The following is a 14,329-nucleotide window of genomic DNA, read 5'->3' on the forward strand; positions in this document are numbered from 1 at the left end:
TTAGTGCGAGGCTTCTTTGATTGTTTTGTGTGACTGCTAACTATATGCGGTCATTAGGCACGGCGTTTGCTTACAATCATTTCATACAAGAACAGTAAAATAATGGCACCGATTACTGAGAAGATAAGACTCATAAAAGTGCCTGCATCGTCTATACCAACTATATTAGCTAATACTCTACCTACTATTGCACCGAGAATACCTAATATAATGGTCATGATCCAACCCATAGCATCGTTGCCCGGCTTAAATGCACGTGCTAATAAACCTGCAACTAAACCTGCGATAATTGCTCCAATCCATCCCATTTTTTTCTCCTAAATTTTTAATATTTATAATGTGTTACAAGTTTTGATAAATCTATTGTAAACACTCCTCGGACGCAAAAGTAAGCATAAAATGTTACTACTGTAGGGGCTATGTGAGGAAAAAGTCCGATTTGCTATTGAGTAAGAGCAATAAGTAAACGAAAGGTTACAAAGGTAGCAGTGGTGCTAACAGCGTTTATCAAAGTGGTACTTGTAAGGCTGAATCCATATAATTAAGATATGTAAATATTAGAATAAAAAACGCAGCCATCTATTAGATGAGCTGCGTTTGTATAGAGAAAAATAAGAAAAGCTATTTCTTGATTCTAGCTAAAAGCGTTAGCCATTATGCAATGCGGTTAATAAACGCTGATGAATCCCTTCAAAACCGCCATTTGACATAACCACAATCGCATCACCTGCTTTTGCATGACCGCTGATATGCTCAATGATAGCATCAATGCTTGATAGCACTTGTTGGTTGCCGATAGCGTCGCTAGTAGCCTTAGCTTGTTCGATGACCTCTTTTAAGCCCCATTCCAAACCAGTAGGCTCGTACCATAATGTGTAGTCAGCAAGTGCCGCTGATTGAGCCAAGCTGTCTTGATGAATACCCATTTTCATGGTGTTACTACGCGGCTCAATGATAGCCCAAATGCGTCTATCAGCCAGCTTCTTTTTGGCACCATCTAATGTGGTCGTAATAGCTGTTGGATGATGGGCAAAATCATCAAAGACTAAGATGTCATTAACGTCGCCAATCAGCTCCATCCGGCGCTTGATACCAGCGAAATCTGATAAGGCAGCACAAGCAGTCTCAACACTGACACCAATGTCATAGGCAGCAGCCACAGCAACTAAAGCGTTATTGACGTTATGGATACCGCTCATTGACCATTTTACGATAGCAGTTGCCTCTTCATTAGCAGCAAAACTGACTTTGAACTTACTACCGTCTTCTTGAATTAGCTCAGCCTGCCAATCGCTACTATCTTTTAGAGCACGCGTATTTTCACTAGTATCATCTAAAGTAGAGTCGATGACGGCAGTACGCCAGATAGGTGTCCAAACCCCTTTTGCTAGCGTATCTTCTAGACTGATGGTCGCGGCTGGCATAATGATTTTGCCAGTGCTTGGAATCATACGCACCATATGGTGAAACTGAGTTTGTATTGCATTGAGATCTGCAAAGATGTCTGCATGATCAAATTCAAGGTTATTCAAAATAGCAGTGCGCGGACGATAGTGAACGAACTTTGAGCGCTTATCAAAAAACGCAGAGTCGTACTCATCTGCTTCAATCACAAAGTAACCAGATTTATCATCATCGCTTTTATCAGCCCCCAAATAGCTGCTATGTGCAAACACTTGCTGTAAGTGCTCGTCAGTCGTATCAACCAATGGCACACCGCCAATCAAAAACCCTGCATCGATACCAGCATAATGTAATATCCACGCAAGCATCGTCGTGGTTGTGGTCTTGCCATGCGTACCTGCAACAGCGATTACGTGGCGTGACTGCAATACTTGCTCAGATAAGAACTGCGGACCTGAGGTATAGCGCAAGCCATTATCTAGCATGTACTCAATCACATCCATGCCGCGCTTCATTGCGTTCCCAACGACCACTAAGTCTGGCGTTGGTTGCAAGTGCTCTACTAGGTAGCCTTCTTCTATAGTTACGCCAGCATTTTCGAGTTGAGTGGACATAGGAGGATAGACATTGGCATCTGAACCCGTAACCGTATGCCCAAGCGCACGTGCTAGCAATGCCAGTGAGCCCATAAAAGTACCACAAATACCAAGGATATGAATATGCATAGACGTTCCGTACGCGCTTGAATGAAAAGAATAGAGAGCGGATAAAATAAAGTGTGAAGTGCCTAGCTGTCATCAGTAAAAATAACCACTTTGATAAACAATGATCAACCTATCAGCTTGGCAAACAAGCAATCATTGTAAAGTAAACCCTGTTCGATGACCAATAAAAAACGCCTAACAAGTAGGCGCTATGTAGCTAATGTAATTTGGTCGTTTTAGTATGTAGAGATACGCCAACCAACAGTCAGCATGATGACGCTTTTATTTGCGAGATAACGTATAGTCATCCTCTAAATTATCGTGCTCATCGATCCGTATCAAATGATTGTCTTGGATATGGTAGGTTTCGATATTTTTCCCTTCATAGACAATGGTGATTTTGTCATTGTCTTGTCGGTAGATGCCCGATTCGAGTAGAGGTGTTTTTGGTTTTTCAGGATTATGATAATAACTTGTTTTTAGTACGGAACCATCAGCGAATAAGTTCAATGTAACGTCGATACTGTCGCAATCTGTACAAGAGACCATACCGCCATAATCGCCCATCAATGTCGCTTGCAGCATACTGCTTTTCGCTTCTAATCGCTCCATAGAGCTGTCTGCATAGGTATCTTTATTTGACTGAGCAGCAGCAATTAATGATTGCCCTTCCACCATTTCGCCTGTCTCATCATCATTCGCTAGCTCAGCACTCTCAATATTGTCATCTTGCAATGATTGTGAAGCCTCCTGCGATTCAGAACCAGTCGACGCAAACGTAGATACCATGTCTTTATCGGTATTGGACGAGGCACTATCACAGCCTACGAGTAGCACACATAGTGACGCTACCAGTAACGAAGGACGCCACCGTTTTACGATAGCAAGCGTGGTAGAGCGAACGGGAGCAAAATATATCATGGTCATACCAAAAACAGTTTTTAACAAGTATTTTTCAAGCTCATCTATACTATCGACAACGTAAAGCCATTGTCAAAGATAAGGATAATAAGGCATGGGCGCGTAGTAATAATATAAATTAAGAACTTGACAGCATTATCTTATATTCAAAATACAGATAGCTTATGAGTAGAAAGCGACAAATATCTAATGCTTATCCGTTTATAAGGTAAGCTGACTAAAGATATCAAAGGCTTGAAAATATCTCTGTGGGCTTTTTGTTGTTGCCCATATATCTAAAAGGCATAAATTGACATTAGCGATACCTGTTGTTAACGCTAATATGGGTTGTAAGGGCGGGTTAATAGTAGACAAAAAAACAGACATTGTATCGAAGATAGCAATGTCTGTTTTAAAAGCAGAACTAGGAAAGAAACATAACGTCTTATTGAGTCATAAGATACTACTTGGAAGATTTTACGATACGCATTAATATCAAGACATGTACGATTAGCAGCACACTAAATAGAATCAACGACTGCTCAGGAATACTTAATCCCATAAGAGTCCAATCAACAGAGGCGCATTCACCAGAACCTGCAAATACTTCTTTGAATACTTGTAGGATAGGGAGGGTATCAAGCCAATAGTTCAGTCCTGGACCACAAGAAGGCACTTGGTCAGCAGGTAAATGTTGCAGCCATACATGGCGTGCTGCTACCGCAGTTGCCCATCCGATACCTACTAGACTACCAAGCCATAATAGTAGTCTTATTACTTTAGATTTAGGATTAAACAACGCTGATATGAGGGCGAATCCGCCCATGACGATTAGACCAACACGCTGAAAAATACAGAGCGGGCAAGGTGAAAGCCCTAGATGACGCTGTAGATAAAACAGCGCAAAACTCATGCCTATGATGGCCATTATCACCAAAAATACTTGCAGGTTACGGTAGGTGGTTAGCTGTCGCATTGTGCGGTTACTCTTATGGGTTTATCTATAATAGATGTGGGGTAGCAATCCAGATTAAGCAGTCAGAATTGCACAGTCAGGACTTAGCAATTAATAACTAGCAACTTAGCGATATTGCTGTAAAAATTCTGCAAAGTCTTCTGTTTCAGACTGCTCAATCTCAGCTTGCTGCAAGATAGATTTTTCTGCCAATACTTCATATTTAGCTTGAGTATTTGGACTAAGTGTCTGCTGTAGTAAAGACTCGCGATGCTGCTGAGCCAACGTAAAGCCAAGCTGCCATAAGCTGCCTAAGCGTTTGCTATCGGAATTTACTTGTGCAGAAATAGTCGACTCAGAGTGTCCTGCTTTGCCTTGCATCAATGCTACAGCCGCGCGGTAATCGTTACCACCGTAGTGAGCATCAAGCAGTGCAGCAAGCGGCTGCATACGTTCTAGATGAGTGAGCATCCAGCTTTCGAGTGACTGCTCTTGGCCATTATTGATAATATGCAAGTCATCACGGCGACCTTCATTGACCACACGCTCAAGATTGATAGCGAGCGTGTCTTCTTCTTCAGGTAGCAAGTCTGGTGAGTCACTGAACAGGCAATACAGCGCCATCACTTCCAAGAAGCAAGCGCTAGAGAGACGAATACCAACGTCACTATATGGGTCAAGATCGATAGCACGGAACTCGACATAGGCGATACCACGACGCTCAAGCGCTTCGGTTGGTGTTTCACCGCTCATTGCGATTTGTTTAGGACGAATAGGGCTGTAGTACTCGTTTTCTATCTGCAAAATATGATTGTTAATTTGGATTGGATTGCCAGCTTCGTCTTCTAAGCCAAGCTTAGCAAAGCTTTCGTGCGGTGTTTGAATGGCACGGCGCAGACCATCGACATACTCTGGCAGATAGTTATAACGGATATCAAGCTGCTCTTGCACACTGTTAGTATAGCCAAGCTTGCCCATACGCAGGCTAGTCGCAGCAGGTTTGTAATAGGTCGAATCATTGAGCAATTCTAAATCGTGCTCACGCCCTGCCAAGAAACAAGGACATACGCTCGGACTGGCACCCAGTAAATATAAAACAAGGCTGGTTAGACGTTTAAAGTTACGAATCAACCCTAGGTATTTTTCGTTTTTGAACTCTGTCAACGTTTGACTTTGTGCGGTCGGTATTTGGGCTTGCCATGTCTCAAACAACGTATCACCAAAAGACAAGTTGTAATGCAGACCAGCAATCGTCTGCATGCGGCGACCATAGCGGATACCAAGGCCACTACGATATAGGGTTTTTAGCTTACCCGTATTAGAGCTACCATAATCAGCCAGTGGGATATCTTCGTCTTTAGAAGACAACATGCAAGGCATCGATAATGGCCACATCAGCTCACCTTCAGGTATGCCCTGATAGACCAATACGTGCAATTGGCGCAGCATATTAAGGGTCTCTTTTGGTGAGGACTTTGGTTCAGTGATGAGCTCAAGCAGACTTTCTGAGTAATCGGTAGTAATAAAAGGATGGGTAAGTTTTGACCCAAGTTTGGCTGGATGCGGGGTCTGTGCCAAGAAACCATCAGGCTTTACGCGTAGGCCCTCTTTTTCAATACCGCGGAGCATACCCGTTAAGTGTTGGCTATCAAACCAATTAGGGATTTCGAAATTAACAAAGCTACTCGCAAAATTACTCATAATAGTCATCTATTGTTATTTATTATGGCGGATCAAAACACGATAAGCGTTTGTCCATAAAATAGGTAAATGTTAGGTCAATAATTCCGTCAGTTTAGCTCAAAGCCGTGGTTAAAACCACGAACAATTACAAATACGATAAGCTTTAGGCAACGCGATTTGTGAGGATTTTGACCCTGTTTTTAATACAAATTCATCTCGAATATAGCGTTATTCTGGCCAGATAGTTTGATAAAAAAGCATCTACCTGAGAGATAGATGCTTTGTTCATTATGCCTACCAGCCATTTGACATGGTGTTCGCACACTATCGCATTATCTTGATAATCATAGCGCGACTGCGTCTATTTAGCTTATATAGAGAATGACGAACCGCAGCCGCAAGTGGTCGTGGCATTTGGATTGGTCACCACAAAGCGTGCCCCTTCCAGTCCTTCAGTATAGTCAACGGTCGAGCCTTGCAAGTATTGATAGCTTAGCGAATCGACGACTAACGTCACATCCCCATTATCAAAATTGGCATCGTCTTCGTTTAGATCGTTGGCAAAGTTAAACCCGTAAGAGAAACCAGAACAACCGCCACCTGTCACATAAACACGTAACATAAGATCGCTATCACCTTCTTCTTCGCGTAGACGGCGTACTTTTTGCGCCGCACTATCAGTTAGGCTTAATACGGTTGGGTCTACTGGCTGGCTTGAGCTTGGACTAAATTGGTTGGCTGATTCGTTCATATCTACCTCAGTTGCTAGGATCAAATGCGGTCGTCGTCCTGTTTGGGTTTGCAATAGGGTACTTGCAAATAAAGATACGCACGGCGTTTGATTTAATTGGGTGCTGTCATTATGGCAAAGCTATTGGTGCATTATAAGCTGCTTGTACAATTTCAAAATAGTATTTGTGCCACCACAATATTTTATTGGCTCTATTGATAGTGGGCACTTATCTTTTAGCAGTATATCATAATGGGGGTGCTGTTACGTTTGTCAAGAGTGATGCAACTACTGAATTTTACTAATGAATAGCAGTGTCCCAATTTTGATATTGTGTTTTTTAAAATAACTGCGTCAATGGGCTAAACCAATAACCAGACTAAAAAATAATAGCGTGTGACTGTATAAAACACTACTTAATAATATTAGGCAGTCTTAAAGCTTATTAGTCATATTACGGTATTTTACGGCCATAACCTTTATAATAGTAACAACCATGTATGAGCTCAAGAGTCGCTTGTACAACATAAGGTGTTTGGCGTAATAAATACTTAGTTTTGAAATAGTTATTTAATTGTTTGCCTATGTGGCAAGCGTTTGAAATAATAGCCGCCAGTTGGCATACCCTATGTGTGTTTCTTATTGCCCTATATCTATATTATTGTTGAGATGAAGAAATTATATGATCGAATTTAAAGACGTTGGTGTTCGCCGTGATGGTCGTGAATTGTTTGCAGGTGCAAGCTTTCAGCTCCATCCAGGTCACAAAGTTGGACTGACGGGCAACAACGGCACAGGCAAATCTACTTTATTTGCGCTATTACTGACGCAGATGGGTACAGGCGATACAGAAGTCACCCTTGATAAAGGTGAAGTCAGTATTCCTGATAGCTGGCATGTGGCGCACATGGCACAGGAAGTTGGTGCTACGACGCAGTCTGCAATCGATTATGTATTGAGCGGTGATGAGCAGTGGTATGAAATTAATGCTGCGCTAAATGATTTGAGCAGCGTGAGTGATGAGCAAATTGGTGTGCTACACCAGCAGTTCGATGAAATCGACGGATATCGTACGCCAACCAAAGCGGCGCAAATTATGGCAGGTCTTGGTTTTAAGACTAGCCAGCATGAACTGCCAGTAGAAGGGTTTTCTGGTGGTTGGCGTATGCGCTTAAACCTTGCCAAAACCTTGATGAGTCGTGCTGATCTGATGTTACTCGATGAGCCAACCAACCATTTGGACTTGGACGCTATCTTATGGCTTGAGACATGGATCAATGCCTATATGGGTCTGGTCATTGTGATTTCTCATGATCAAGCGTTTTTGGACGCGACAGTCGGTCATATCTTGCATGTAGAGCAACAAAAAATCACCCTTTATACTGGTAACTATCAGCAGTTCATTCGTACCCGTCACGAACGTATGGCGCAGCAGCAGCAAGCGTTTGAAAAGCAAGAAGCGACAAAGGCTCACTTGGATGACTTTATTCGTCGTTTCCGTGCTAAAGCCAGTAAAGCTAAGCAAGCACAGAGCCGTATTAAGCAATTAGAGCGCATGGCAGAGCTGTCACCAATGATGGCTGACAACCCGTTCTCGTTCCAATTCTATGAGCCAGCAAACATGAGCTCACCGCTGATTGAGCTGACCAACGCAAATATTGGCTATAGTGAGACACCGCTTCTACACAATGCCAATGTACAGGTAACCCCTGACACCCGTCTTGGCTTACTGGGTATGAACGGCGCTGGTAAATCAACGTTGATTAAAGCATTAGTCGGTGAGCTTGGCGTACTAACAGGGAAGTATCGTGTTTCGGATACCCTAAAGCTCGGCTATTTCAATCAGCATCAAATGGATATCCTAGATGCCAAAGCAACACCTATAGAGATGTTACGTCGGCTAGCAGGTAAAACCTCTGATGCGATGCTGCGTTCATTCTTGGGTAGCTTTGACTTCCGCGGTGAGCGTATTGATACACCAAGCGAGCTATTCTCTGGTGGTGAGCGCGCGCGTTTGACCTTGGCACTGATCGTTTGGCAACGTCCAAACGTCCTTGTACTCGATGAGCCAACCAACCATTTAGACTTGCAAATGCGTCAAGCATTGACTATCGCCTTACAAGGTTTTAAGGGCGCAGTGGTACTGGTCTCGCACGATCGAGAATTGATTGCCAATGTCTGTGATGAGCTGTATCTGGTACATGATGGTATCATCGAAGAGTTCGATGGCGACATTGGTGACTATGGTAAATGGCTAGCAGAGAAGCGCAAGCAAGAGAACGCATCAGATAAGAATACCGGTAAGAAAAAAAGCAAAAAAGAGAGTAAGAAGTTTGTTTCACGTGAAACAGACAGTAGCCAAGTAAATAATAAAACATCTGATAATTCGTCAAAGAGTAAAGCTGCGACGCCTGCACTTAGTAAAGAAGAGCAGCGTAAGCTAGCCGCTGAACAGCGTAAAATGACAGCACCTATCCGCCGCGAGATAGAAGAAACAGAAAAGACATTGGCTAAGATTGATAAGCAGCTTGTAACGCTTGAAGAAAAACTGGCTGATACGGAGCTGTACGAAGAGAGCCGTAAGTCTGACTTGCTTGTATTACTCAATGAGCAAACAGCGCTACAGCAGCAGCATAGTGATAATGAAGAAAAGTTACTACTATCAATGACGACTTTAGAAGAGATGGAAGCTAAGTTCGCATAAAGCGTTCTAGATAGTTAGTTATATAAACAGACATAAAAAAGGGATGGCATAAGCCATCCCTTTTTTATTACATTATTCCTTACGATATTTGCCATCGCCGTACGACAGTATTTCCATCGTAGTCGTACAAAGCTGACAGTTTATTTCACCAGCAGCGGCTTTTGATAAATCAAGGATACGACCTCTAATAAAAGGTCCTCTGTCCGTGATTTTTACAACGACGCTCTGCTTTGTCTTTTGATTGGTTACTTGTACCTTCGTGCCGAACGGTAACGTGCGATGTGCAGCGGTTAAAGAGTTCATGTTGAAGATGCTGCCACTCGCTGTGCGCTTGCCATGAAACTTACTACCGTAGTAACTGGTATTGGCAGCGAAAACTGTGGTGCTAAGTAGTAGCGATAAAGTGACAACCAAAGACTTGATTAAATAAGACATTTAATACCTTTAAGCAATTAATAAAATAGACAGATGCTCTTGCCTACGTTATCTATACTCCCTATGAGTATGAATAATAGGGGATTCTACAAGAGCTAGCTTGTCATATTATTACTGCTGTGTAAAAAACTCATGAGGTCAAATACCTGTTTTTTAAGGAAAAATAGCTATTTTTTAGCAAAAATAATGATGACGTAGATACTAAAATTAGACTTATAAAGAGTGATTCTCATAAAGAAGCCGACAAAATACTGGAAAGCCATTAATACAATATAAATAGGTAATATATAAAGACCAAATCTATCGATATAGCATAATTATCGTTATGAAAGCTCAAGTAGAAATAGATAATATAATGTAAAAAAACCTTGCTATATTCTTACTATTTTGTAGAATGGATAAGGTTAGACATTATTCTAGAGTATCTATCAAATATACTCATGATAAGTTTGATCTTTTATCAAATAATTTATTTTTTATCGTCTTTCGAGGAAGTTTTATGTTGAAAAAAATTGCGTTCGCTTCAGTTGTTGCGGCAATGATTCCATTTAGCGCAGCTAATGCCGATCTTGGTTCTAAATTTAAAACGGCAGAAACTGGTCGCACTATCGAGCAGATTTATAAGCAGTGTGGTATTGGTGGTGCTTTGTTTGGTAATTCTAGCCCTATCTTAGCTATTATCTCTAACGTGACTTGGGATTTAGGTACTACGGCTGCTACTTCTGACTCTATGTCTCCTGAAACTTGCCAAGGTGGTAACGTTAGAGCTGCGGTTTTGATTAAAGAAGCCTTCCCAAGTGTTGAAAAAGATCTAGCTTCAGGCCAAGGTGCTCATTTATCTGCCCTACAAAGTGTTGCTAACTGTGATTCAGCCGCTAGCGTACGCGCACAGTATGGTCAATATACTCAGACTTCTGCCTATCGTACTGCTACGCAAGATCAAAATGCTGAGACGCTATTTAGCATCGTTAAGCAAAGCTGTGCTATCTAAATATTGAAAGTGCTAGGTATTAAGTTTTTAGTTTAATACTCAAACTTTTGATGATTTAATGATAAAAACACGTAAACCTAGTGCTTACGTGTTTTTTATTGCTCATGTATTTATGGTATCTAAATAAAATGCAAAAGATGTTTTTATGGGTGGCCTGTTTGGCTGCAACGACTATTTGCAATGCGGAAGTTGATGAAACGAATGCCTATGCTTCAGATCCAGTAATAGTAGATAACGAAAATAAGTTCTCTTCTAGTAATGATTCGGCTATCGCAGCAGACATGACTTTAAGTGATCGCGAGAACTTGTCAGATATTGAGCCAAGCGTACAACGACTCACTGAATCGCAGATACAAGAGCAAAACCGAAACTCTCAAAAAAATACCGCTATTGATCCCATAAAACTAAAATCATTGGCTAAGCACTCCCAATGGCAACATTTATTGTTTTATAAAAATGGCAAGGCTGAAGTCATCTCACCAGATTTTTATTTAACCAATCCTAAGCCTCGTTCGAAACGTAATTTTGATCCCTATGCAGAGCTTATAGCAACGATAGAGCAAATAAATAATGAGGGCGTAGCTTGTAAGTATCCAGCCAGATATTTATGGCTTAATCATCATCTACCAGAGCTGAACGTCGATCTCAAAAACTGCTCAAAATTACCCGATGCGAATCAAGAAATAAGCTTGATCCTAGTAAGCAGCTATTTAAAAAACCCAGCTTCTTCATTTGGTCATGTACTGGTCAAAACCAACACGCCTATATATAATGCCAATAATACGAACAGTGATGTCAGAGAGCTATCTAGCGAGGACTTACTTAATAACTCATACAACTTCGGCGCTCGTATTCCAGAAAATGAGAACGGTGCAATGTACGCGCTAAAAGGACTATTTGGGTTTTATGATGCTGGGTTTTCAGAGACGGAATTCTTTAAACAAGACGCGGTATATTCCAAGAACGAGCAACGTGATATGTGGGAGTACGTGCTCAATCTAGATACCTTTGAAACACAATTATTGAACTATCATTTGTACGAAGCAAAGTCTGCTCGATTTGACTATTATTTTATCAAACAAAATTGTGGTTATCGCTCAGGAGAGATACTTGAGCTGATAAGCGACATAAAAACGACTGAGCGAGTAGGTCCTTGGTATGCGCCAGACTATGTATTCGATCAGCTATTAGAACACGACAACGGCGCTGATTCCTTAGTGTCTTCAGTACGCTATTTGCCCTCTGAACAAACGCAGCTGCGCGAGAAGTTTGTACAATTATCTAGGCCAATACAAGCCATCATAAACTCTGTCATTCGTACAGAAGACACTGCCCCACTTGCTACTTTAAACGCGGACGATAAGGCAGTTGCGCTTGATTTTCTGATCTTACATCGTACTTATAAAATCACGCAAGACGATACACCGAAGCAGCGAGCTCTCAAAAGCGAATTGCTCAGTCAGCGTTTTGCGCTACCAGCTAGCAATGGTTTGGCTCAGCTGCCTGTACCAAACAAACCCTCTCCAGCATTGAGTAACAAAACCACGCAGACTACCGTCGTTTTATCTGAGGAGAGGGCAGAAGTTGGTTTATCGTTATTTGTAAAAGACCCACTGAACGCTCATACAGATATTGATAAACGTTTTGAAGCCGTAAAAGCGTCACTGGGTTATAGCTTTGATATGCATCAATGGACATTGACGGATTTCGTATTTTTAGACATGCAGCAGATTGAAGATCTTAGACAACCGTTATTAGGCGAACCTAAACTGTCTTGGCAACTAAAAACAGGTGCTCGTACAGATATGTTTACTGGTAATCGACATAGCCCTTACGCACAAGCTGGCGTTGGCGCAGGCGCTAAGTTTGGTAAACATATACTTGGCTATGGTATGGTCAATGCGACGGCCCATGATCAAGATAAACACGCAGATATCGGTATTGAGCTTGGCTTACGTATGAAACGTAATAACCAAAGTGCTGAATTGTCTTACGTAACTTCAAAGCGAGAAGGGCGCGCTGCTATTGATGTTGCCAAATTAACATTACGCCAGCAGCTATCAAAGAATAACGATGCTAGGCTTATAATGACATATTCAGACACTGTGATGGCCGATAATAGCGTAGTGTTAGGTGATTCAGATAAGATAGATGCTGCAGTCGCTTGGCATCACTACTGGTAATATTTATATAACGGTGTTTGTTGTAATTATTGTTATGATGATAAGTGGGCTACAAAAATTGCTATAGCAAAATCTAGTAGCTATCTATACCGTATCGTTTGAAATTGGCAGACTGATACCACTAATATGTTTTTATTTTGGGGGAAATAACATGGCAGAGAAAAACTACTATGACATTTTAGGGGTCAAAAAAGACGCCTCAGACGCTGATATCAAAAAAAAATACCGTAAGCTTGTTCGTCAATACCATCCCGATGTCAGTGATCATCCAGACGCTGATAATAAAATTGCAGAAATAAACAACGCTTACGAAACGATTAGAGACAAAGAAAAGCGCGCCGAATATGACGCTATGCTCAATAATCCGTTCGCAGGTCAAAGTAGATCAAGTGGGTTTGGTGGCAGTGGGCAAACTGGTACGGATCAAGGTGGGTTTCGCTGGGAAGATATCAAAGATCAGTTTGGTGACGGTGAGGCCTTTGGTGATGGTGGTTTTCGCTTCGATGACATTTTTTCAGCATTTGGTCGCGGCGCACGTGGGTCAACTGGTGGACAAACGGGCAGTCGCTCTCAAAGCAGCGGATTCGATCAATTTGGTGGTGGCTTTGGGACGCAAGACAGCAAAGGTCAGGATCAGCATGCCGAGATTACCGTTGATTTGTCTTCAGTATATAGTGGCGACGACTATAGTATTAAGCTAAACGTCCCTGTTCGTCAGCCCAATGGCAATGTCGACTACGACAATAAAACCCTTAAGATAAAAATCCCTAAAGGTATCACTGACGGTAAGCAAATTCGTTTAGCAGGGCAAGGTGCTGCTGGTAGCAGTAATGGAAAAAATGGCGATTTGTTTTTGAAGGTTAAAATTCGTCATGATGCCAATATTCGTATAGAAGGTGCAGATGTTTATCAAACTGTGAATATTGCACCGTGGGAAGCGGCGTTGGGTGAAAAAATCAATGTCAGTACGCCAGCGGGTACGCTTGGTGTGACCATTCCTAAGAACAGCAAGTCCGGTAGTAATTTACGTCTTAAAGGCAAGGGTATCCCTGCCAAGCAAGCAGGCGACTTGTATCTAACTTTAAATATTGTCAATCCTGATGTCAGTAACGATGCGTCGATACAGGCTTATGAGCAGCTAAAACAAGCCTTTGCTGATATCAATATTAGTCGTTAAACAAGATTATGAACAACCGTTACTTATTACTGAAGTAATAAACGAATAGCAGAGATGAATACGATACCGATGAAATAAAGAGAAAACGAGGATAATAGCTATGAACCACTCGACTGAATTTACAGACATCATCATGAGCTTAGATGAACTGGTCTCTGCCTGTGGCCAAGAGCGCCAATGGGTCATCGAATTAATCGAAGAAAACATCATTGAGTATGATGTACCAGAGCATGAAAAATTTACTGGTTATCAGCTGACGACAGTGCGCCGTGCATCGCGATTGAGTCGTGATTTTGAAGCCAGCGTACCAGCAATTGGTTTGATACTTGAGCTGTTAGATGAGGTTGAGCAACTGCGCCAACTTAAACGTCAGATAGAGCAGCAAACACCAGTCATCGAAGTCGATATAGACAATTTAAAGTAATCAAATAATCAAAATAACACATAAAAAAAGGGCCCTTTA

Annotated in this window: 12 protein-coding genes; 5 read left to right on the plus strand and 7 right to left on the minus strand. The window is 41.8% G+C overall.

The window, feature by feature from the left end; all coding sequences use genetic code 11:
• Positions 1–53 precede the first annotated feature (53 nt).
• The 6 genes from CXF62_RS00570 to erpA form a co-directional block, all read right to left on the minus strand.
• Positions 54–308, minus strand: a complete 255-nt coding sequence (locus tag CXF62_RS00570; protein WP_102092531.1) for a GlsB/YeaQ/YmgE family stress response membrane protein — start codon at positions 306–308, stop codon at positions 54–56.
• A gap of 339 nt (positions 309–647) precedes the next feature.
• Positions 648–2,129 (minus strand): UDP-N-acetylmuramate:L-alanyl-gamma-D-glutamyl-meso-diaminopimelate ligase, encoded by a 1,482-nt coding sequence (mpl, locus tag CXF62_RS00575; protein WP_102092532.1) that lies wholly within the window; start codon positions 2,127–2,129, stop codon positions 648–650.
• 261 nt (positions 2,130–2,390) lie between these two features.
• The gene (locus CXF62_RS00580) at positions 2,391–3,035 is read right to left on the minus strand and encodes a copper resistance protein NlpE N-terminal domain-containing protein (RefSeq protein ID WP_228153117.1); all 645 of its coding nucleotides are present in this window, start codon (positions 3,033–3,035) and stop codon (positions 2,391–2,393) included.
• Positions 3,036–3,471: 436 nt separating this feature from the next.
• On the minus strand, positions 3,472–3,984 hold the full coding sequence (locus CXF62_RS00585; RefSeq protein ID WP_102078206.1) for a disulfide bond formation protein B: 513 nt from the start codon (positions 3,982–3,984) through the stop codon (positions 3,472–3,474).
• A 105-nt stretch (positions 3,985–4,089) separates the two neighbouring features.
• Positions 4,090–5,664, minus strand: coding sequence for a glutamate--cysteine ligase (gshA, locus tag CXF62_RS00590; RefSeq protein WP_102092534.1), 1,575 nt, complete (start codon positions 5,662–5,664; stop codon positions 4,090–4,092).
• 352 nt (positions 5,665–6,016) lie between these two features.
• Positions 6,017–6,397 carry an iron-sulfur cluster insertion protein ErpA gene (gene erpA, locus CXF62_RS00595; protein ID WP_057757666.1) on the minus strand — a complete coding sequence of 127 codons (381 nt, stop codon included), beginning with the start codon at positions 6,395–6,397 and terminating at the stop codon, positions 6,017–6,019.
• A 661-nt stretch (positions 6,398–7,058) separates the two neighbouring features.
• Here erpA and CXF62_RS00600 point away from each other — a divergent pair.
• Positions 7,059–9,080 (plus strand): ATP-binding cassette domain-containing protein, encoded by a 2,022-nt coding sequence (locus CXF62_RS00600; protein WP_102092535.1) that lies wholly within the window; start codon positions 7,059–7,061, stop codon positions 9,078–9,080.
• 72 nt (positions 9,081–9,152) lie between these two features.
• Here CXF62_RS00600 and CXF62_RS00605 read toward each other — a convergent pair whose 3' ends face one another.
• Positions 9,153–9,515: a septal ring lytic transglycosylase RlpA family protein gene (locus CXF62_RS00605; RefSeq protein ID WP_057757673.1), complete on the minus strand. Its 363-nt coding sequence runs from the start codon at positions 9,513–9,515 to the stop codon at positions 9,153–9,155.
• A 499-nt stretch (positions 9,516–10,014) separates the two neighbouring features.
• Here CXF62_RS00605 and CXF62_RS00610 point away from each other — a divergent pair, with 499 nt between their 5' ends.
• The 4 genes from CXF62_RS00610 (at position 10,015) to CXF62_RS00625 (ending at position 14,290) form a co-directional block, all read left to right on the plus strand.
• Positions 10,015–10,506, plus strand: a complete 492-nt coding sequence (locus tag CXF62_RS00610) for a DUF3015 family protein (RefSeq protein WP_102092536.1) — start codon at positions 10,015–10,017, stop codon at positions 10,504–10,506.
• A 128-nt stretch (positions 10,507–10,634) separates the two neighbouring features.
• Positions 10,635–12,689 carry an Lnb N-terminal periplasmic domain-containing protein gene (locus CXF62_RS00615; RefSeq protein ID WP_185156567.1) on the plus strand — a complete coding sequence of 685 codons (2,055 nt, stop codon included), beginning with the start codon at positions 10,635–10,637 and terminating at the stop codon, positions 12,687–12,689.
• 151 nt (positions 12,690–12,840) lie between these two features.
• Positions 12,841–13,866, plus strand: a complete 1,026-nt coding sequence (locus CXF62_RS00620) for a DnaJ C-terminal domain-containing protein (protein ID WP_102092538.1) — start codon at positions 12,841–12,843, stop codon at positions 13,864–13,866.
• Between the two features lie 100 nt (positions 13,867–13,966).
• Entirely contained in the window at positions 13,967–14,290 is a 324-nt protein-coding gene (locus CXF62_RS00625) for a chaperone modulator CbpM (RefSeq protein WP_102083164.1), read from the plus strand.
• The last annotated feature ends 39 nt before the right edge of the window (positions 14,291–14,329 follow it).

Origin of the sequence: Psychrobacter sp. MES7-P7E, assembly GCF_002863645.1 — a bacterium.
Taxonomy (GTDB): domain Bacteria; phylum Pseudomonadota; class Gammaproteobacteria; order Pseudomonadales; family Moraxellaceae; genus Psychrobacter.

Excerpts from the sequence above, each read along its gene's own strand:
- CXF62_RS00570 (WP_102092531.1), bottom strand. The coding sequence starts at position 308 with ATGGGATGGATTGGAGCAATTATCGCAGGTTTAGTTGCAGGTTTATTA.
- mpl (WP_102092532.1), bottom strand. The coding sequence starts at position 2,129 with ATGCATATTCATATCCTTGGTATTTGTGGTACTTTTATGGGCTCACTG.
- CXF62_RS00580 (WP_228153117.1), bottom strand. The coding sequence starts at position 3,035 with ATGACCATGATATATTTTGCTCCCGTTCGCTCTACCACGCTTGCTATC.
- CXF62_RS00585 (WP_102078206.1), bottom strand. The coding sequence starts at position 3,984 with ATGCGACAGCTAACCACCTACCGTAACCTGCAAGTATTTTTGGTGATA.
- gshA (WP_102092534.1), bottom strand. The coding sequence starts at position 5,664 with ATGAGTAATTTTGCGAGTAGCTTTGTTAATTTCGAAATCCCTAATTGG.
- erpA (WP_057757666.1), bottom strand. The coding sequence starts at position 6,397 with ATGAACGAATCAGCCAACCAATTTAGTCCAAGCTCAAGCCAGCCAGTA.
- CXF62_RS00600 (WP_102092535.1), top strand. The coding sequence starts at position 7,059 with ATGATCGAATTTAAAGACGTTGGTGTTCGCCGTGATGGTCGTGAATTG.
- CXF62_RS00605 (WP_057757673.1), bottom strand. The coding sequence starts at position 9,515 with ATGTCTTATTTAATCAAGTCTTTGGTTGTCACTTTATCGCTACTACTT.
- CXF62_RS00610 (WP_102092536.1), top strand. The coding sequence starts at position 10,015 with ATGTTGAAAAAAATTGCGTTCGCTTCAGTTGTTGCGGCAATGATTCCA.
- CXF62_RS00615 (WP_185156567.1), top strand. The coding sequence starts at position 10,635 with ATGCAAAAGATGTTTTTATGGGTGGCCTGTTTGGCTGCAACGACTATT.
- CXF62_RS00620 (WP_102092538.1), top strand. The coding sequence starts at position 12,841 with ATGGCAGAGAAAAACTACTATGACATTTTAGGGGTCAAAAAAGACGCC.
- CXF62_RS00625 (WP_102083164.1), top strand. The coding sequence starts at position 13,967 with ATGAACCACTCGACTGAATTTACAGACATCATCATGAGCTTAGATGAA.